Origin of the sequence: Sphingopyxis sp. (assembly GCF_035944815.1) — a bacterium.
Taxonomy (GTDB): Bacteria; Pseudomonadota; Alphaproteobacteria; order Sphingomonadales; family Sphingomonadaceae; genus Sphingopyxis.
Genome location: NZ_DASZAU010000009.1, coordinates 888,679 through 907,357, shown reverse-complemented (window position 1 = coordinate 907,357; position 18,679 = coordinate 888,679). Strand labels below are relative to the sequence as shown.

The 18,679-nt window shown below is 66.6% G+C and carries 15 protein-coding genes; 12 read left to right on the top strand and 3 right to left on the bottom strand.

The window, feature by feature from the left end; all coding sequences use genetic code 11:
• Nucleotides 1–10 precede the first annotated feature (10 nt).
• The 8 genes from ggt (at nucleotide 11) to rsmA (ending at nucleotide 10,056) form a co-directional block, all read left to right on the top strand.
• Entirely contained in the window at nucleotides 11–1,729 is a 1,719-nt protein-coding gene (gene ggt, locus VGU00_RS14855; RefSeq protein ID WP_327469782.1) for a gamma-glutamyltransferase, read from the top strand.
• Nucleotides 1,726–3,414: a gamma-glutamyltransferase family protein gene (locus VGU00_RS14850; RefSeq protein WP_327469780.1), complete on the top strand. Its 1,689-nt coding sequence runs from the start codon at nucleotides 1,726–1,728 to the stop codon at nucleotides 3,412–3,414. Before ggt ends, VGU00_RS14850 begins: the two co-directional genes overlap by 4 nt.
• Nucleotides 3,411–4,265 (top strand): dienelactone hydrolase family protein, encoded by an 855-nt coding sequence (locus tag VGU00_RS14845; protein WP_327469779.1) that lies wholly within the window; start codon nucleotides 3,411–3,413, stop codon nucleotides 4,263–4,265. Before VGU00_RS14850 ends, VGU00_RS14845 begins: the two co-directional genes overlap by 4 nt.
• 1 nt (nucleotide 4,266) lies before the next feature.
• Nucleotides 4,267–4,692, top strand: a complete 426-nt coding sequence (locus VGU00_RS14840; protein ID WP_327469778.1) for a VOC family protein — start codon at nucleotides 4,267–4,269, stop codon at nucleotides 4,690–4,692.
• An 8-nt stretch (nucleotides 4,693–4,700) separates the two neighbouring features.
• Nucleotides 4,701–6,719: a CapA family protein gene (locus tag VGU00_RS14835; RefSeq protein ID WP_327469776.1), complete on the top strand. Its 2,019-nt coding sequence runs from the start codon at nucleotides 4,701–4,703 to the stop codon at nucleotides 6,717–6,719.
• A 138-nt stretch (nucleotides 6,720–6,857) separates the two neighbouring features.
• Nucleotides 6,858–8,195 carry a peptidylprolyl isomerase gene (locus VGU00_RS14830; RefSeq protein WP_327469774.1) on the top strand — a complete coding sequence of 446 codons (1,338 nt, stop codon included), beginning with the start codon at nucleotides 6,858–6,860 and terminating at the stop codon, nucleotides 8,193–8,195.
• Nucleotides 8,195–9,220: a 4-hydroxythreonine-4-phosphate dehydrogenase PdxA gene (gene pdxA / locus VGU00_RS14825; RefSeq protein WP_327469772.1), complete on the top strand. Its 1,026-nt coding sequence runs from the start codon at nucleotides 8,195–8,197 to the stop codon at nucleotides 9,218–9,220. The genes VGU00_RS14830 and pdxA overlap by 1 nt, the downstream gene beginning before the upstream one ends.
• Nucleotides 9,217–10,056 (top strand): 16S rRNA (adenine(1518)-N(6)/adenine(1519)-N(6))-dimethyltransferase RsmA, encoded by an 840-nt coding sequence (gene rsmA / locus VGU00_RS14820; protein WP_327469770.1) that lies wholly within the window; start codon nucleotides 9,217–9,219, stop codon nucleotides 10,054–10,056. The genes pdxA and rsmA overlap by 4 nt, the downstream gene beginning before the upstream one ends.
• A 219-nt stretch (nucleotides 10,057–10,275) precedes the next feature.
• Here the strand turns inward: rsmA and VGU00_RS14815 are convergent, their stop codons facing one another.
• The 3 genes from VGU00_RS14815 to guaB are packed head-to-tail and all read right to left on the bottom strand — an operon-like array spanning nucleotide 10,276 to nucleotide 13,496.
• Complete coding sequence (locus VGU00_RS14815; protein WP_327469767.1) at nucleotides 10,276–10,827, bottom strand: tetratricopeptide repeat protein; 552 nt, start codon at nucleotides 10,825–10,827, stop codon at nucleotides 10,276–10,278.
• A gap of 11 nt (nucleotides 10,828–10,838) precedes the next feature.
• Nucleotides 10,839–12,029, bottom strand: a complete 1,191-nt coding sequence (locus VGU00_RS14810) for an RsmB/NOP family class I SAM-dependent RNA methyltransferase (protein WP_327469766.1) — start codon at nucleotides 12,027–12,029, stop codon at nucleotides 10,839–10,841.
• 9 nt (nucleotides 12,030–12,038) lie between these two features.
• Nucleotides 12,039–13,496, bottom strand: coding sequence for an IMP dehydrogenase (gene guaB / locus VGU00_RS14805; RefSeq protein ID WP_327469764.1), 1,458 nt, complete (start codon nucleotides 13,494–13,496; stop codon nucleotides 12,039–12,041).
• A gap of 258 nt (nucleotides 13,497–13,754) precedes the next feature.
• Here guaB and VGU00_RS14800 point away from each other — a divergent pair, with 258 nt between their 5' ends.
• The 4 genes from VGU00_RS14800 to VGU00_RS14785 all read left to right on the top strand — a co-directional run bounded on the left by VGU00_RS14800 (nucleotide 13,755) and on the right by VGU00_RS14785 (nucleotide 18,665).
• Nucleotides 13,755–15,119 (top strand): sugar MFS transporter, encoded by a 1,365-nt coding sequence (locus VGU00_RS14800; RefSeq protein ID WP_327469762.1) that lies wholly within the window; start codon nucleotides 13,755–13,757, stop codon nucleotides 15,117–15,119.
• A 23-nt stretch (nucleotides 15,120–15,142) separates the two neighbouring features.
• Nucleotides 15,143–16,225, top strand: coding sequence for a sn-glycerol-3-phosphate ABC transporter ATP-binding protein UgpC (locus VGU00_RS14795; RefSeq protein WP_327469760.1), 1,083 nt, complete (start codon nucleotides 15,143–15,145; stop codon nucleotides 16,223–16,225).
• Between the two features lie 117 nt (nucleotides 16,226–16,342).
• Complete coding sequence (locus VGU00_RS14790; protein WP_327469758.1) at nucleotides 16,343–17,374, top strand: LacI family DNA-binding transcriptional regulator; 1,032 nt, start codon at nucleotides 16,343–16,345, stop codon at nucleotides 17,372–17,374.
• A gap of 37 nt (nucleotides 17,375–17,411) precedes the next feature.
• The gene (locus VGU00_RS14785; protein WP_327469756.1) at nucleotides 17,412–18,665 is read left to right on the top strand and encodes an extracellular solute-binding protein; all 1,254 of its coding nucleotides are present in this window, start codon (nucleotides 17,412–17,414) and stop codon (nucleotides 18,663–18,665) included.
• The last annotated feature ends 14 nt before the right edge of the window (nucleotides 18,666–18,679 follow it).

Below are 18,679 nucleotides of genomic sequence, written 5' to 3'. Positions count from 1 at the left end.
GGAAATTCCGATGATCTTCCGCCGCCTTCTCGCCGCGACGCTGTCGTTCGCGCTCGTCGTCCCCGCCCCGCTCGCCGCGCAGAGTCGGCATCTGCTCGAATATCCGTCGATCCATTCACCGACGGTGGGCACGCGCGGCATGGTCGTCAGCCAGAATGCGATCGCGAGCGAGGTCGGCGCAGAGGTGCTACGCGACGGCGGCAACGCGGTCGACGCCGCCATCGCGATCGGCTTTGCGCTGGCGGTGACGCTGCCGCGCGCGGGCAATATCGGCGGCGACGGCTTCATGACCGTCTATGACGCCGCGTCGGGACAGGTTCGCGTGCTCGATTTTCGCGGCGTCGCGCCGCGCGCGGCCACGCCGGCGATGTTCGTCGACAAAATGGGCAAGGAGCGTGACGCTGCAAGCTATGGCTATCTTGCCCCCTCGGTCCCCGGCACCGTCGCCGGTCTCGATCTCGCGCATCGCAAATGGGGCAAGCTGCCGTGGGACCGTCTCGTCGCGCCCGCGATCAAGCTGGCCGCCGACGGCGTTCGCCTCACCGCCGATGAGGCTTTTGTCTTCAGCTGGGGCAAGGAGCGCCTGTCGAAAAGCACAAGCGGACAGGTGACCTTCTACAAGCCGGGCGGCGCGCTCTATGCCAAGGACGAAGTGCTGAAGCAGCCCGATCTCGCCTGGACGCTGGGCGAGATCGCCAAGCATCGCGCCGATGGATTCTACAAGGGCGCGGTTGCCGGGCGCATCGCCGCCGACATGAAGGCGCATGGCGGGCTGATCACCGCCGTCGACCTTGCCGCCTATCGCCCGGTCGAACGCGATCCGCTCGTCGGCAGCTATCGCGGCTACACCATCTATACCGCCCCGCCCGCAAGCGCGGGCGGGGCGACGCTGCTCAACATCCTGAACCAGCTCGAACATTTCGACATCAAGGCCATGGGCGCAAACAGCGCCGCGTCGCTGCATGTCATGGCAGAGGCGATGAAGCTCGGTTATGTCGACCGTTACCGCGCGCTAGGCGATCCCGCTTTCGTTACCGCGCCGGTGGGGGGCTTCATTTCGAAAGATTATGCCGCCGAACGCGTCAAGCTGATCGATCCCGCCAGGGCGAAACCCGCCGCCGACATGCCGTTCGGCGATCCGCTCCGCTATGAGAGCCCGTCCACGACGCATTTTTCGGTCGCCGACAAGGACGGCAATGTCGTCTCGACCACCTATACGCTGGGATCCGATTTCGGTTCGGGGGTGATGATTGAGGGCACGGGCATATTGCTCAACAACCAGATGAACAATTACAGCCACGAACAGGCGTGGGAAGCCAAGCGCGACGGCACGCCGCCGCCGCTCAACGCGCTCGCTCCCGGCAAAAGAATGCTCTCGACGATGATGCCGACGATCGTGATGAAGGACGGCAAGCCCTGGCTCGTTACCGGGACGCCGGGCGGCAGTACGATCATCACCTCGGTCGTGCAGGTGATCGTCAATACGATCGACCATGGCATGAATGTTGCCGAAGCGACGCACCAGCCGCGCATCTATCAGGGCAATGTCGATGCGCTGCGCGTCGAGCCCAATTTCAATCCCGACACCGTCGCGGCGCTGAAGGCGATGGGTCATCCGATCACGAGCGACGAAACGATGGGCAGCGCACAGTCGATCATGATCGAGAACGGCCGCTTCCTCGGTGCCGCCGATCCGCGTCGCCCCGGCGCGATGGCGGTCGAGCCATGAAGCACGCGTTTCTTCTCGTCGCGGCGCTTATCGCCGCCGGCGCGCCTGCCGCCGCGCGCGAACCTGCAACCAGAGCGGGCGAACGGCAAGCGTTCGTGGCGGCAGCACATCCGCTTGCCGTCGAGGCGGGGCTCGACGTCCTGCGCCGCGGCGGAAATGCGGTCGACGCGGCCGTCGCGATCCAGGCGATGCTTGGGCTGGTCGAGCCGCAGAGCTCGGGGCTCGGCGGCGGCGCCTTTCTGGTCCATTATGACGCGGCGACGCGAAAGATCGGCGTCTACGACGGCCGCGAAACCGCACCCGCAGGCGCGACCCCCGACATGTTCCTCGACGATGGTGGCAAGCCGATCGCCTTTCGCACCGCCGTCGTGAGCGGTAGCGCCACGGGCATCCCGGGCGCGGTGGCGATGCTTGCCCTCGCGCACAAGGAACGCGGCAAGCTGGGCTGGAGCACCCTGTTCGGCGAGAGCGAGCGCGTCGCGCGCGCGGGATTCACCGTCAGCGCGCGTCTCGAACGCTTCGTCCACGGCCCCTGGCCGCAAGCGTCGGCGCCCGATGTCGCGCGCTATTTCAGCGACGGAAAGGGCGGCAAGATCCGCGCCGGCGATACGCTGCGCAACCCCGCCTATGCCGCCTTCGTCCACCGCCTCGCGAACGAAGGTCCGGATGCGCTCTATCGCGGCGAGACCGCCAGGCGCATCGTCGCGCGGCTTCGCGAAGGCGATCTTGCGAGCAGCATGACCGAGGCCGATCTGGCCGGATACAGGCCCGTCGTCCGCGAAGCCGTCTGCAACGGCTATCGCATCTATATCCTCTGCGCCCCGCCCCCGCCGTCGAGCGGTGTCGGTCTGCTCCAGCTGATGGCGCTGATCGAACATACCGACATTGCCGAACGTGGCCCTGGCGACCCTGTCGCATGGGTCGAATATGCCGAAGCCAGCCGGCTGATGTACGCCGACCGCGACGCCTATGTCGGCGATGTGCCGGGCGTCCCCGTTCCGGGCCTGCTCGACCCCGCCTATGTCGCGGCCCGCGCAGCGCTGATCGGCGAGACCGCCGGACCGCCTCCCGAGGCAGGAAACCCGCCCGGCGTGACGCCCGCGCGCATCGACGCGACCGCCGAAGTTCCCGGAACCTCGCATTTCGTCGTCGTCGACGGCGACGGCAATGCGGTGTCGATGACGACCACCGTCGAAAGCTTTTTCGGATCGGGACGGATGGTCGACGGCTTTTTCCTCAACAACCAGATGACCGATTTTTCCTTCGTTCCCGACGGCCCCAATGCGATCGCCCCCGGCAAACGCCCGCGATCGTCGATGACCCCGACGATCATCCTGAACCGCGACCATAGCCTGGCCGGCGCGATCGGATCGCCGGGGGGCAACGCGATTCTCGCCTATGTGTCGAAGGCGCTAATCGGCGTTATCGACTGGAAACTACCGATGGATCAGGCGTTCGCGCTGCCCAATCTGGTCGCGCGCGGCGGCAGTTTCGCCGGCGAAGCAAGCCGGTTCACCGCCGAACAGCGCGCCGAAATGGCAAAGCGCGGCGTCGAAGTCCGCGCCGGCTCGGGCGAGGATTCAGGCCTCCATGGCATGCTGATCCGCGACGGGCGTTTCGAGGGCGCCGCCGATCCGCGGCGTGACGGTGCCGCGCGGACGATCATATTGCCGGTGAAGAAATGATACGCCTCCTTGCCCTTGCCGGCTCCATCCTCCTCCCCCTTCCTGCGGCGGCGCAGCAGGTCGCGGTCGAGCCGGTGGAATTCCTCAGCCGCGACGGCAAGACCGACATCAACGGCTATGTCTTCAAGGCGGCCACCACGGCGGCCGAAGCACCTGCGGTCGTCATGATGCACGGCCGCTCGGGCGCCTATTCGGGACGCGCCAACGGCAAATATGGCGCAGAGACCCTGTCCGCGCGCCACAAGGCCTGGGGCCGGTTGCTCGCACGGAATGGCTATGTCGTGCTGATGGTCGACGATTTCGGCCCGGTTGGCTATCCGGGCGGTTTCAAGGCCGGAACGTACAAGGACCGACCTGCTGCAGTGGACGAGGTCGCGAACCGCCCGCTCCATGCCTATGGCGCGCTCCGCTATCTGCAACAGCGGCCCGACGTCGACGGCGGCAAGGTCGCGCTGCTCGGCTGGTCGAACGGCGGCAGCGCCACACTCGCAGCCATGGCCGACGACAAGCCCGGCGATATGCGCAAGATCGGCTTTCGCGCCGGGGTGTCGATCTATCCCGGCTGCGGACTCAAGAACCGCTTCGAGAAACAGGGGTACCGGCCCTATGCGCCCGTCCAGCTTTTCATGGGTAGCGCCGACGAGGAAGTGTCGCCGGCATCGTGCGAGAAACTCGTCGCGCGTGGCCGTGCCAAAGGCGGGGACATCACGCTCACCTCTTTCGCCGGCGCAACGCACAGCTATGACACGCCGATCGAAAGCCGCCGGTCGGTGAAAGCGAATGCCGACGCGAAGGCCGCGACCGAATCCGCCGTTCTCGCCTTCCTCGCCCGGATCCTCAAGGAGCGCTGACATGTCCGACCTCGCCCCCTTCCACTTCGCCTTTCCGGTGCACGACCTCGACGCCGCACGCCATTTCTACGGCACCATATTGGGTTGCCCCGAGGGACGCAGCGACAGCGAGTGGATCGACTTCAACCTGTACGGCCACCAGATCGTCGCGCATTGCGTCGGCGCACGGCGCGATGCCGTCGCAGGACATAATCCCGTCGACGGTCATGCGGTGCCGGTGCCGCATTTCGGCGTTGTTCTTCCCCCCGCCGAATGGCGCGCGCTTGCCGACCGCCTACAGGGTCATGGCGTGACCTTCGTGATCGAACCGCACACGCGCTTTCCGGGGCAGGCCGGCGAACAATCGACGATGTTCTTTCACGATCCGTCGGGTAACGCGCTCGAATTCAAGGCTTTCGCCGACCTCCGCCAGCTGTTCGCGAAATAGGCAGGGATATGCGGGGAATCGGACGGTTGCTGGGATCGACGGGCGCCGCGCTCGCTCTCGCTTTCGGCATGGGACAATGTTCCGCCGTCGCGGCGGGCGAGACCCGAACGGCCGCGGCCGCGATACAGGAGGTCTCCGGCTCGCTGCGGATCGTGGGGGGCGAGGTCGACCCAAGCACACTCGATATCCGCATCAACGGCGAGCCCGCACGCGTCGCCGGCAATGGCGACATCGCGGCAAAGATGGCGGCAGCCGACCTTTACCAGCTCAGTGTCAAGGGACCGGGCGTCTTCGACGCCATCTTCACCTTTGGCGCGGCCGAGGTTGCCGGGCCGGGCGGCACCACCGCCCTGCCCCCGGTCGAAGTCGTTGCGCGCGCCCCGGGCCGCGCCGAATTTTTCTTTGGCGGCGATACGATGATGGGCCGGCGCTTCGAAGCCCCGGCACGCGGCGAGCGCATCCTGATCCACCCCGGAAGCCGCGCGGCCGACATGGCCCGCCTGCTCGATCCGATGCGCCCCTATTTTGCCGGCGCCGACCTGGCTTCGCTCAACCTAGAAACCGTATTGGCGACGTCCGATCTGGGCGATGCGCCCGACAAATCGGTCGTTTTCTATACGCATAGCGACGCCGCGAGAGCGCTGGCACAGGCAGGCATCGATTATGTCAGCCTCGGCAACAACCATGTCTATGATTATGTCGAGCCGGGCCTTGCGGCGACAACCGCCGCGCTGGACGCAGCCGGCCTCGCATGGTCGGGCGCCGGCCCGGACGAAGCCGCGGCGCTTGGGGCCGCACGGATCGACGTTGGCGGCCACCCTTATGCGATGCTCGGCTTCGTCGGCTGGAAGGGCAAGGTCGAACCGAATCAGGTCGCCGAGACGGCCAAGGGCGGCGCGGCGTTCGGCAGCGACGAGAATATCGCCGCGGCGGTCGCACGCGAAGTCGCGGCGGGCCGCGCCCCGATCGTCCAATATCATGGCAGCAGCGAATATAGCGACCACCCGACCGACATCAGCGAGCGCCGGATGAAGCTCGCGATCGACAAAGGCGCGGTGCTCGTCGTCTCGCACCATCCGCATGTCGCGCACGGGCTCGAACTCTATAAGGGCCGCCTGATCGCCTATTCGCTCGGCAATTTCCTCTTCGACCAGGATTTTCCCGAAACGCAGGCGACTTTTGCGCTCAAACTGTGGATGGACGGCGACAAGCTGTTCCGCGCCGAAATCATCCCGATCCAGATCCTCGATTATCGCCCCGTCCCGGCGGTCGGCGGGATGCGGCAGGCGGCGCTGCGCCGGATCATCGACCTTTCGGCCGAACGCGGCACGCGGATCAGCCTTGTCGGCGGCCATGGTGTGATCGTTCCCGGCGAACAAAAGACGGTTCCACAATTGTGCGCGACGCCAGCCATTCGCGCGATCGCGCCGCTCGGCTATTCGCTTGCCCGGCCGGACGCTCATTGCGCGGCACCCGCCGGGAGGGCGAGAGGCCGCGACATTCTGGCGCGGGGAGATTTCGAAGCCATGGCTTATGGCGACGCCATGGATCGGACCTGGGAGGCACAGGGCGGCACGCTGAGCCCTGCGCCGGAGGGTTATGGCGGCGGCCGCGCGCTGCGGGTGCAGGCGCCGGCGGACCATCCCGCCGCGCTGGCACCCAAAAGCTTCTTTCGCTCGCCGGGTGTGCGCCATTATTCGCTGGTCGGGCGGATCAGGGCCGAGACCCCGGTAGAACTCGAAGCGCTGGTGCAGCAGCAACCCAAGGGCAGCAGCCGCGCGAAGGCGCTCGAAACCGCACCGCACCACCTGTTCGGCGCGATGCCGGTACCCGCGGGCGACTGGCAGGATTTTCGCTTCGACATCGACCTTGGCGTCGAAGCGGAACGGCTGCCCCTACGCCCCTTGCTGCGGACAGGCTCCGGTAGCCGGGTGCTTTTCGATGATGTCGCCTTGATTGCGTGGGACGATGATGCATCCGCCGAAAGCCCCGGCCCGGGCCATTCGCACGCGACAGAAGCGCGATAGGCTGCGATTTCGCTCAGCCTAGGTTCAGCGTCGGTGGTGCAGGGACGGCGATCAAATGGCTCCAATGGCGGATTGCGCTGGACCATCGGGCGTGTCCGCTGATACGGAGCGTGCCGGTAATTCTCGAATAGGGTAGCAATGACCAGATTTTCGACCATGATTGGCCTGATCGCCGTGGCCGCGGGCATCACGCCGGTGCTGGCGCAGACCGTCACCGACAGCGACGTCCCGACGACCAGCCTCAACATTCCGGGCAATGTCCAAGTTTACGGCGACGCCAAAGGCAATGTCTATCGCCCCTCCGCCACCGTGAATGGCGAGATCATCACGGCGACCGATATCGAACAGCGCATGGCGCTGATCCGTATCGCAAACAGCGATGCAGCGCTGCCGCCCGAGGAACTGCAGCGGCTGCGCGCGCAGGTGTTCAGCAACCTGATCGACGAAAAATTGCAGATTCAGGAAGCCAAGGCGGCGGACATCACGATCGACGAGAATGTCGTCAACGATCAGTTCGCCCGCCTCGCCGCGCGTTTCAAGCAGACCCCCGACCAGTTTTCGACCTATCTGGCATCGAAGGGATCGTCCGCGGGCGCCGTAAAACAGCAGATTCGCGGCGAGTTCGCGTGGGATCGTCTGTTGTCGCGCAACATCCAGTCGACGACCAATGTGTCGACCGACGAGGTTCAGGCCGTCGAAAAGCGGCTGAACGATGCCAAGGGACAGGATGAGTTCCATCTCGGCGAAATCTATCTGTCGGCGACGCCCGAAAATGCCGCCGCCGTGATGGAAAATGCGCAGAAGATCATTCAGGCGCTGCAGACGGGCGGCAGCTTTGCCGCCTATGCGCGCCAGTTTTCCGAGGCCTCGACCGCCAGCGTCGGCGGCGACCTTGGCTGGGTGCGCCCCGCGCTGTTGCCGCAATCGATGGCCGATGCTGCCGCCCAGATGCAGCCCGGCCAGCTCGTCGGCCCGGTCGAAGTGCCCGGCGGCATTTCGATCATGCTGATGATCGACCGGCGCCAGGTCCTGACGGCCGATCCGCGCGACGCGATCCTGAGCCTGAAGCAGATTTCGCTCGATTTCCCGGTCGGCACGACACAGGCCAGAGCGTCCGAACTGGCGGGCCAGTTCGCCGAAGCGACGCGCGGTATCGCGGGTTGCGGGGCCGCCGACGACGTCGCCAAATCGCTGGGCGCGAGCGTCGTCGCGCGCGACAATATCGAAATGCGTGCGCTTCCGGCACCCTTGCAGGCGACGCTGATCAGCCTGCAAGTCGGCCAGACCACGCAGCCGTTCGGCGCTGCGAACGAAGGCATCAGCGTGCTCGTCCTCTGTGGCCGCGACCTGCCGCAGACGGCGACCTCGGCAAACAGCGAGCAGATCGAGCAGCGCCTGCTCGAAGAGAAGGTCAACAAGCGTGCCCAGCGCTATCTGCGCGACCTGCGCCGGGATGCCGTGATCGAATATAGCTGATGCCCGAGTTCAACAATCCGCGGCCGATCGCGGTCACCATGGGTGACCCGGCCGGCGTCGGACCCGAAGTCACCGCCCGCGCCTGGGCGGCGCGGCGCGAAAACGCCCTTCCTCCCTTCCTTGCGATCGGCGATGCGGCGGCGATCGCGGCGGTTTGGGATGGTCCCGTCGTTCGTATCGGCGACATGGACGAGGTGGCGCGGACGTTCGACGCGGCGCTGCCGGTCTGGCATCTGGAGGACAGCGGCCCGTTGACCCCCGGCGTCCCGACGCCGGCGGGCGCGACCTGCGCGCTCCACGCGCTCGAAACCGGGATCGGGCTGACGCGCACGCAAGCGAGTTCGGCGCTCGTCACCGGATCGGTGTCGAAATATGCGCTGCACGGTATCGGCTATACGCATCCGGGACAGACCGAATTCATCGCCGAACGCTGCGGCGTTACCGCGACCAACGCGGTGATGATGCTGGCAGGCCCCAGCCTGCGCGTCGTGCCGCTGACGGTCCATATCCCGCTGTCCGAAGTGTCCGAGCGGCTGACCATCGAATTGATCGTCGCCAAGGCGCGGATCGTCGTGCGGGGACTACGGCGCGATTTCGGCATCGGTGCGCCGCGTATCGCAATCGCCGGGCTCAACCCGCACGCCGGCGAAAGCGGTCAGCTCGGCAGCGAGGAAGAGCGGATCATCGCCCCCGCGGTCGCCCAACTTGCCGAGGAAGGGATCGTCGTCGACGGCCCGCTGGCGGCGGACAGCCTGTTCGCGCCGACGGTTCGCACGCGCTACGACGCGCTGCTCTGCGCCTATCACGATCAGGCGCTGACGCCGTTCAAGGCGCTGCATTTCCACGACGGAGTCAATCTGACGCTCGGCCTGCCCATCATCCGCACCTCGCCCGACCACGGCACCGCGTTCAATATCGCGGGCACCGGCCAGGCCGATCCCGGACCGACAATCGCCGCGATCGCGATGGCCGGGCGGATGGCGCTGGCGCGCGAACGCAACCTCGCCCCCGCCGCCGCAAAGTGACCGTCCAGCCGCTCACGCCGCTGCCGCCGCTGCGCGAGACGGTCCGCGTCCACGGGCTGTCGGCGAGCAAGGCGCTGGGCCAGAATTTCCTGTTCGACGAACAATTGCTCGACCGGATCGCCGCGCTTCCCGGCAACCTCGACGGCGCAACGGTGTTCGAGGTCGGCCCCGGCCCCGGCGGGCTGACGCGCGCCTTGCTGCGCGCCGGAGCGAAGGTGATCGCGGTCGAGCGCGACGACCGCTGCCTGCCGCTGCTCGCCGAACTGGGCGATGCCTTTCCGGGCCAGCTGACGGTGATCGCCGACGATGCGATGGCGGTCGATGTCGACGCGCTGACCGGCGACGCGCCTTATCATATCGTCGCGAACCTGCCCTATAATGTCGGGACCGCGCTGTTCACGCGCTGGCTGGAACCGGCGGCATGGCCGCCGCGCTGGCAATCGCTGACCCTGATGTTCCAGCTCGAGGTCGCCGAACGCATCGTCGCGCCCGTCGGGACCGACGCCTATGGGCGGCTCGCCGTGCTCGCGCAGTGGCGGTCGAACGCCAAAATCGCGATGAAAGTGCATCGGTCGGCCTTCACGCCGCCGCCGAAGGTCATGTCGGCGATCGTCCATGTGACGCCCGCCGACGAACCCGCCGGCGTCAATCCGAAACTCCTTTCGAAACTGACCGAAAAGGGCTTCGGACAGCGCCGCAAGATGCTGCGCCAGAGTTTGAAAGGCGTCGAAGGCGCGGTCGATGCGGCCGAGGCGATCGGCATCGATCCGACGCGGCGCGCCGAAACGGTGAACGTCGCCGAATGGGTCGAACTGGCACGAACGCTGGGTCGCTGACGCAACACTGCCCTGCGTTGCGGCGACCGGACTGTCGGCTTTGGGGTGGAAAGCTGCCACTCCCAATATCCGTCATCCCGGCGAAGGCCGGGATCTCACCCTCTCGAAATGACGCGCCGGCGAGATCCCGGCCTTCGCCGGGATGACGAGGATAGAGGCGGCAGCAATCGGTCGCTCGCCGCTATTCCCGATTGTAACCCGGGCAAGCGTGGGACGCGATCAATTCTGGCTGCTGCTCGCGCCGACGGTCGCGACGACCGGCTTTGGAACGAGCACTTCGGCGGCGACGACGCGCTTCGATGCGCTGGCGGCGATCGTCTTTTCGAGGCTGGCGACTTGCGGGCAGTTCGCCTTGCAGACCCGCTGCGCCTCGGCGAGCTTTTCGCGCGCGAGTTCGAGCGCGCCCTTGTCGGCCAGCGCTTCGCCCTGCCCGGTCAGCGCGACAAGATCGTTGGGATCGAGCACCAGCGCCTCGCGATAGAGGCCGATCGCCTTGCCCGGCAGCCCCTGCGCACGCGCGACCTGTGCGAGTGCGATGATCGCCGAACGATTGCGCGGGTCGGCGGCGAGCGCCGATTCATAGAGGCCGATCGCAGAATCGAGTTCGCCGGCCTCCTGCGCCTTTTGCCCTTCGTGCTGAAGCGCGATCGAGCGCGGGAGAATGTCGTTGTCGGCGCGTTGCGCATCGGATGCGGTGGGCAGGCTGGCGAGGATCAAACCCGCAGTTAGAGCCAAAAAGCCGACGCGCATCGCATTCTCCCATCGCTTCATTGCAGGCGATGCTAACATGGCGCGGTCAGCCGTGCGAGAAAAAATCCGTCGCAGCCGTCACGGCCCGGCGTGAGCAGAAAACCGCTGCCCGCCGCGCGGCCGATACCACCCGGCAGATAGCCGGTGTCGGCCGTCCAGCCCTGATGCCGGTTCAGAAATTCGTCCACCTGTGCCCGCCCCTCGCGCGTGATGATCGAGCAGACAGCATAAAGGAGTTTGCCGCCCGGCGCCACAAGATCGGCGCCGATATCGATGAGCTTCGCCTGATCGGCGAGATGGCGTTCGAGCCGCGCGGGGGTGAGCCGCCAGCGCAGTTCGGGGCTGCGCCGCCAGGTCCCGCTGCCCGAGCAGGGGGCGTCGACGAACACGCGGTCGGCCTTGCCATGCCAGTCCGACAGCATCACAGGTTCTTGCCCGGGGTTGAGCAGCCGCGTCTCGATCCGCGTTGCCCCGGCCCGCTCGGCGCGTGGCGGCAGTTGCTGAAGTCTCGGACGATTGGTGTCGCAGGCGAGGATTTCGGCATTATTGCCGGTCAGCGAGGCGATCGCGAGCGTCTTTCCCCCGCCGCCCGCGCAGAGATCGACGATCGCCTGCCCCGCCGCCACGTCGAGCGCGGCCGACGCATATTGGCTGGCGGCGTCCTGCACCTCGAAGCGCCCTTCGGCATAGGCCGGATGCTGGATCGCCGCGGTTTCGGGCGGGAGGCGCCAGCCGTCGGGGGCGCCAGCAATCGCTTCGCCTGCGGGAAAGAGCGATGCAAGATCGTCGCGGTTCGCGCCGATGCGGTTGGCGCGGAGGTCAAGCGGCGCGCGCGCCAGCATCGCCTCCTGCTCGGGCTCCTCCACGAGCGGGTCGAACAGGTCGACCAGCGCCTGCGCGGCCAGGCCCGTTTCGGCGCGCGGTTCGTCGGCCGAGACCGGTGCGGGACCATAGGCAGAGCCGTCGAAAAGCGCCGCAAGATCGGGCTGCGCATCGGCGAGCGCGAGCATCGCCGCGCGCCCCGACGCCGGCGCCGAACGCACGGCCCGGATCGCGTCATAGACATGGGCGCGGATCGCGCGCCGGTCCTTCGATCCCGCATAGCGCCGCGCGCGCATCGCTTCGGCAAAGATCGCGTCGGCGGGCGCCCCGCCCTCGCGCGCGGCCGCGGCGATGGCGTCGAGAATCTCGATCGCCGCCTGAATGCGCGCTGCGGGCGTCACCGGCCGGCCTCAGCCCGCGGGATAGTTCGGCGCCTCGCGCGTGATCGCGACGTCGTGGACATGGCTTTCGCGCAGGCCCGCGTTGGTGATGCGCACGAATTTCGCGCGCTCGCGGAAATCCTTGAGCGTGCGGCTGCCGGTGTAACCCATCGCCGCCTTCACGCCGCCGACCATCTGGTGGATGACGTCCTTCGCGGGACCCTTGAACGGGACTTGGCCCTCGATGCCTTCGGGAACCAGCTTCATCTGGTCCTTGATATCCTGCTGGAAATAGCGGTCGGCGCTGCCGCGCGCCATCGCGCCGACGCTGCCCATGCCGCGATAGCTCTTATAGGTGCGGCCCTGATAGAGGAAGGTTTCGCCCGGCGCCTCACTGGTGCCCGCGAGCATCGATCCGACCATCACGCTCGACGCGCCCGCCGCCAGCGCCTTGGCAACATCGCCCGAGGTACGCAGGCCGCCGTCGGCAATCACCGGAACGCCGAGCTTCGCCGCTGCCTCGACGCTGTCGAGGATGGCGGTGAGCTGCGGCACGCCGACGCCCGCGACGATGCGCGTCGTGCAGATCGAGCCGGGGCCGATGCCGACCTTCACGCCGTCAGCACCCGCGTCGATCAAGGCCTTGGTCGCGTCGCCGGTCGCGACATTGCCCGCGAGCACCTGCACGCGGTTCGACAATTTCTTGATGCGTTCGACAGTCAGGCCGACGCCCTTGCTGTGGCCGTGCGCGGTGTCGACGACGATCAGGTCGCATTCGGCCTCGAGCAACGCCTCGGCGCGCTCGACGCCGCTATCGCCGGTGTTTGTCGCCGCGGCGACGCGCAGGCGGCCGCTGCCGTCCTTGGTCGCGTCGGGGAAATTGACCGCCTTTTCCATATCCTTGACGGTGATCAGGCCGATGCAGCGATAGTCGTCGTCGACGACGAGCAATTTTTCGATGCGGCGCTGGTGCAGAAGCTTGCGTGCCTCGTCCTGCCCGACGCCGGGGCGCACGGTAGCAAGGTTTTCCGCCGTCATCAGCTCGCGCACCGGCTGGCCGGGATTGTCGGCGAAGCGCACGTCGCGGTTGGTGAGGATCCCGACGAGCTTGCCGCCCGTTTCGACGACTGGAATGCCCGAAATCCGGTGCTGCGCCATCAGCGCGGTCGCATAGGAGAGCGGTGCGTCGGGGGTGATGGTGATCGGGTTGACGATCATGCCGCTTTCGAAGCGCTTGACCTGCCGCACCGCAGCAGCCTGTTCCTCGACCGTGAGATTGCGGTGGAGGACGCCGATGCCGCCGATCTGCGCCATCAGGATCGCCATGTCGGCCTCGGTCACCGTATCCATCGCCGACGACAGGATCGGGATGTTGAGGCTGATTTCACTGGTGAGTTGGGTCGAGAGATTGGCATCCGACGGCAGGATATCCGACGCGCCCGGCACCAGCAGCACATCGTCGAAGGTCAGGCCGGTGATGATTTCCATGGGGTGCCACTTTCTGCTGCGGGCGGCGCCTGCCCCGGATTTCGGGGCGACACACGCGATTCGTTTGGTGGCGGCCCATGTAACCAGTCGGACCCGCGCGCGCCAGTGGGTGGCGAACGATTATTTCGCGCGAGGCCCGATCATTTGCGCTAACATAAGAAAACGTCGCCGATGCAGCTGAATGTAACCGGTTGCATTGCCGTCGGCGTCCCGTTAGACCGCGCGTATAACATAGTTTCGGCGAAGAGGATATTCCGGATGAACGAGCCTAGCCAGGCGACCGCCCAAGGTGGCGGCCGGTCGACCGCCATGGCGGCCTTTGCCGCGGTTACCGTGCTTTTCTTCGCCTGGGGCTTCATCACCTCGCTGATCGACCCGCTCGTTGCTGCGGTGAAAGGCATCTTCACGCTGAGCGATGCCGAGGCGCAATTGTCGGCCTCGGCCTTTTTCATCGCCTATGGCCTTATGTCCTTCCCGGCGGCCGCGCTGATCGCGCGCTTTCATTCGGTGCCATCGATCCTGACCGCGCTGTCGACAATGGTCGTTGGCTGTCTCGTGATGCTCGCCGCGGCCAACCTTGCGGTCTACCCGCTCGTGCTGGCGGGCCTGTTCATCCTCGCAAGCGGCATCACCATATTGCAGGTTGCGGCGAACCCGCTCGCGGCGGCGCTCGGCGATCCGAAACGCAGCCATTTCCGCCTGACCTTCAGCCAGACCTTCAACAGCTTCGGCACCTTCCTCGGCCCGCTGATCGGCGCGCACCTGTTCCTCGAAGGCGTCGAGGTCAAGGAAGGCACGGTGGTCACCGAAGCGGTGCGCGCGCAGGCGCTTGCCGGCATCGACGCCGCCTATTTCTGGATCTGCGGCCTGATCGTCGCGCTGCTGCTCTTTTTCTGGGTCAGCCGCCGTATCGTCAACGAAGCGGTGCCGCCCGCCCCGATCGGCGCGCGCGCCGGGATGGGCGAGTTGATCCGCGAGGCCTTTTCCTCGCGCTGGGCGCTGCTCGGCGGGCTCGCCATCTTCCTTTATGTCGGCGCCGAGGTCGCGATCGGAACGCAGATGGCGTTGTTCCTCAACAGCGATGCGATCTGGGGCCAGTCGGATGCGCCCTTCCCCCTGTTCGGCTGGATCATGGGCAATGACGGCGTCGCCGGCGTGTCGCTCCAGGAGGCAGGCAAGGCGGTCGCGCTCTATTGGGGCGGCGCAATGGTCGGCCGCGCGATCGGTTCGGTGCTGCTCGCGCGCTTCTCGGCATCGAAGATGCTTGCGACCTTTACCGCCATCGCCGCCCTGCTCTGTCTTTATGTCGTCTTTGTCGGCGGGGTGAACGCGGGCTTCGTCGCGCTGTCCATCGGCCTGTTCAATTCGATCATGTTCCCCGTGATCTTCACGCTGACGCTCGAGCGTTCGACCGCGCGCGCCGAAGCGACGTCGGGGCTGCTGTGCACCGCGATCGTGGGCGGCGCCGCCATCCCCTATCTTGCCGGGCATTTATCCGACGCGGTCGGCTATGCCGCGGCGCTGGGCCTTCCGGCCGCCTGCTATGTCGCACTGTGCGTCTTCGCCGTCGCCGCGGGGCGCGAACCCGCGCGGCAGGCATCGGCCAGCGCGACGGTTCACTGAGGCCGCGCGGCGCGAGGGGGACCATGGCCGGGCTGTCGATCCGCGATGCGCGCAAGAGCTTCGGTTCGACCGAAGTGCTGAAGAGCGTGTCGATCGACGTTGCCGATGGCGAGTTCACCGTGATCGTCGGCCCGTCTGGGTGCGGCAAGTCGACGCTGCTCCGTTCGGTCGCGGGGCTGGAGGAACTGACGAGCGGCAATATCGTCATCGGCGACCGCGACGTGACCCGCTTCGCGCCGTCGGAACGCGGGATCGCGATGGTGTTCCAGTCCTATGCGCTCTACCCGCACCTCTCGGTCTATGAGAATATGGCGTTCGGGCTGCGCATCGCGAAGACCGACAAGGCCGACATCGCACGGCAGGTCGAGCGCGCAGCCAAAATCCTGGGCATCGAGTCATTGCTCGGCCGCAAGCCTGCCGAACTGTCGGGCGGTCAGCGCCAGCGCGTCGCTATCGGTCGCGCCATCGTCCGCCAACCGGACATCTTCCTGTTCGACGAGCCGCTGTCGAACCTCGATGCCGACCTGCGGGTGCGGATGCGCTATGAATTTGCCGAACTCCACCGTCAGCTCGGGACAACCACGCTCTACGTCACCCACGATCAGGTCGAGGCGATGACGCTGGCCGACCGGATCGTCCTATTGCGCGACGGACGGATCGAGCAGACGGGATCGCCGCGCGAACTCTACGAACGGCCGGCGAACATCTTTGTCGCACAGTTCCTCGGGACGCCGCGGATGAACATAGTGGCGGCGACCGCTACCGAAAACAGCCGCGCGGCGCTTGTCGACGGACGCGACATCGCCCTGCCCCCGCTCGCGGCGCCGCTTGCCCCCGGAACGCCGCTGTCGATCGGCATCCGCCCTGATGACATCGCAATCGGCGACGCTCCGGAAGCGCTGACCTTTACCACTCGCTTTGTCGAGCGCCTTGGCGGGCTCGCGACGCTGCACCTCGAGGGGCCCGGGGCCGCTGTGCCGCTGGCGTGCCAATTGCGCGACGACGGGAGTTTCGATGAGGGCGACAAGATTCTTGCCTCATTTCCTCCCGCGCGTTTGCACCTGTTCGACGCCGACGGCCAAAGGTTGGAAAAGGCGGGGGAATGACCTTGCATTTCGCCCATGTAACCGGTTACGCTGTGAACGTTTCCGCGCCCGGCGAACGAAGAGGATCGGAGTCGCAAAAGCGGCCCGGCGCCATATGAGGGAAAGGGGGCCAGCGGCATGGCTACATTGAGGGACGTCGCCCGCGAAGCGGGGGTTTCGGTGGCGACGGCATCGCGGGCGATCAACGGACTCGGCAATGTCACTGCGCCCACCAAAGCGGCGGTCATGGCGGCGGTGAAGAAGCTCAACTTCGTTCCGCACAGCGGCGCGCGCAGCCTGACTCGCAAAAAGACCGACACCGTGGGCGTCATTCTGCCCGACTTGTTCGGCGAATTCTTCTCCGAAATCATTCGCGGTATCGACCTCGTCGCGCATGAATCGGGCATGCATCTGCTGCTCGGAAACATGCACGGCAGCACGCACGAGACCGCGGCCGCGATTGCGGCGATGCGCGGGCGTGTCGACGGGTTGCTCGTGATGCCACCGGACCTGAAGCCCGAATTGCTCGCCGACTATCTCGACCCTGCATTGCCGACGGTGTTGCTCAATTACGATGCGGGCTCGCTCGACCTGCCGTTCGTCGCGGTCGACAATTATCGCGGTGCCTATGCAATGACCGAGGCACTGCTGGCCGGCGGCGCGCGGCAGGTCGTCCATATCGCGGGGCCCAAGCATAATCGCGATGCCCGCGACCGCCAGCGGGGCTTTGTCGATGCGATGAACCGCGTTGCCGGCATCCGCAATCCCGCCATCTTGCCGGGCGATTTTTCCGAGGAAAGCGGTGCCAAGGCGGCGAGCCTTCTCGTGCAGGGACAATTGCCCGCCGATGCCGTCTTTGCCGCCAACGATCAGATGGCGGTCGGGCTGATCGCCGGGCTCGCGAAAGCAGGCAAGTCGGTACCGGGCGACGTGATGGTTGCGGGCTTCGACGATATCCCGCTGGCCCGCCATCTCAACCCGTCGCTGTCGACGATGCAGGTCAAGATCGATCAACTCGGTTCGACCGCGATGATGATGTTGCTGCGCATTTTGCGCGGCGAGACGCTGGGCAGCGCGAGCGCAACGATCCTGACCCCGGCGCTGATCGCACGGGGAACGACCGGCGGCGCCCGCGCCACCGCCGCGCAGCCCATGACCGCAAATTCATGAGCCTTGCCGGCGCCCCATGCAATTGACGCGGCGCCAGATGACGGGCGCGCTCGCGGCGGCGCCCCTGCTTTCCATGCTCGGCGCGTGCGGCGGGCGCGGAGACAGCGGCCTGACCGTCTGGGCAATGGGCAATGAGGCGGCAAGCCTGCCCGACCTGCTGAAGGACATCGACTGGCCGAAGGGCGCACCGCCGATTTCGGTGCAACCCCTGCCATGGACCGCAGCACACGAAAAATTGCTTACCGGTTTTGCCGGCGGTTCGCTGCCGAGCGTCGGACAGGTCGGCAACAGCTGGATCGCCGAGCTTGCCGCGATCGGCGCGATCATGCCGGTACCGGCGCATGCCATCGCGTTGCTCCGCGACCAATTCGGCGCAGTGACCGACACCAACCGCATCGCGGGCAGGAGCTGGGGCGTCCCCTGGTATGTCGACACGCGGCTGCAATTTTATCGCAAGGATCTGTTCGCGCGCGCCGGCTATGCCGCGCCGCCGGCCGATTGGGCCGGGTGGAAGGTCGCGCTCCACAAGGTCAAGAAGATCGCGGGCGACGGCAATTTCGCCCTCCTCTATCCGCTCAACGAATATGAGCAGCTGACGACGCTTGCGCTGTCGTCAGGCGCGCGGATGCTCCGCGACGAGGGCGGACGCGGCGCCTTTTCGGACCCCGAATTCAAGGCCGCGCTCGCCTTCTACAAATCGATCTTCGACGAGGGGCTCGCGCCGCGCGTGTCGATGGCGCAGATTGCGAACGTCTGGACCGAATTCGGACGTGGCTATTTCAGCTTGCTCCTCTCAGGCCCCTGGACGATCGGCGACATGAAGAGCCGCCTCGCGCCCGAATTGCAGGCCGCATGGGCCACCGCACCGAACCCCGGGCCCGACGGCATCGGATCGGCCGCCCCCGGCGGGTCGAGCCTCGTGGTTTTCGCGGGCCGCGCGCACAGCGACAGCGATGCAGCATGGGACCTTGTGTCGCGGCTGATGGCGCCGGGCGCACAGCTCGCGCTGCACAGGGCGACGGGCGACCTTCCTGCGCGGCGCTCGGTGTGGGACGCGGCCGGGCTGGCGAGCGACCCGGCGGTCGCGCCGTTCCGTACCCAGCTCGAGCATGCAACCGCGCTGCCCAAAGTGCCAGAATGGGAGCGCATCGTTACCGAAATGCAGATCGTCGCCGAGCGTATGGTGCTTGGGCAATATAGCATCGACGAGGCTGCGAAAGAGATCGACGCGCGCGCCGACCGGCTGCTCGAAAAGCGGCGCTGGATGCTCGACAAGGGACGGGCTCTATGAGCGCTATGGGCCGA

Coding starts and splice junctions, on each gene's coding strand:
- ggt (WP_327469782.1), top strand. CDS start 11: ATGATCTTCCGCCGCCTTCTCGCCGCGACGCTGTCGTTCGCGCTCGTC.
- VGU00_RS14850 (WP_327469780.1), top strand. CDS start 1,726: ATGAAGCACGCGTTTCTTCTCGTCGCGGCGCTTATCGCCGCCGGCGCG.
- VGU00_RS14845 (WP_327469779.1), top strand. CDS start 3,411: ATGATACGCCTCCTTGCCCTTGCCGGCTCCATCCTCCTCCCCCTTCCT.
- VGU00_RS14840 (WP_327469778.1), top strand. CDS start 4,267: ATGTCCGACCTCGCCCCCTTCCACTTCGCCTTTCCGGTGCACGACCTC.
- VGU00_RS14835 (WP_327469776.1), top strand. CDS start 4,701: ATGCGGGGAATCGGACGGTTGCTGGGATCGACGGGCGCCGCGCTCGCT.
- VGU00_RS14830 (WP_327469774.1), top strand. CDS start 6,858: ATGACCAGATTTTCGACCATGATTGGCCTGATCGCCGTGGCCGCGGGC.
- pdxA (WP_327469772.1), top strand. CDS start 8,195: ATGCCCGAGTTCAACAATCCGCGGCCGATCGCGGTCACCATGGGTGAC.
- VGU00_RS14815 (WP_327469767.1), bottom strand. CDS start 10,827: ATGAAGCGATGGGAGAATGCGATGCGCGTCGGCTTTTTGGCTCTAACT.
- guaB (WP_327469764.1), bottom strand. CDS start 13,496: ATGGAAATCATCACCGGCCTGACCTTCGACGATGTGCTGCTGGTGCCG.
- VGU00_RS14800 (WP_327469762.1), top strand. CDS start 13,755: ATGAACGAGCCTAGCCAGGCGACCGCCCAAGGTGGCGGCCGGTCGACC.
- VGU00_RS14795 (WP_327469760.1), top strand. CDS start 15,143: ATGGCCGGGCTGTCGATCCGCGATGCGCGCAAGAGCTTCGGTTCGACC.
- VGU00_RS14790 (WP_327469758.1), top strand. CDS start 16,343: ATGGCTACATTGAGGGACGTCGCCCGCGAAGCGGGGGTTTCGGTGGCG.
- VGU00_RS14785 (WP_327469756.1), top strand. CDS start 17,412: ATGACGGGCGCGCTCGCGGCGGCGCCCCTGCTTTCCATGCTCGGCGCG.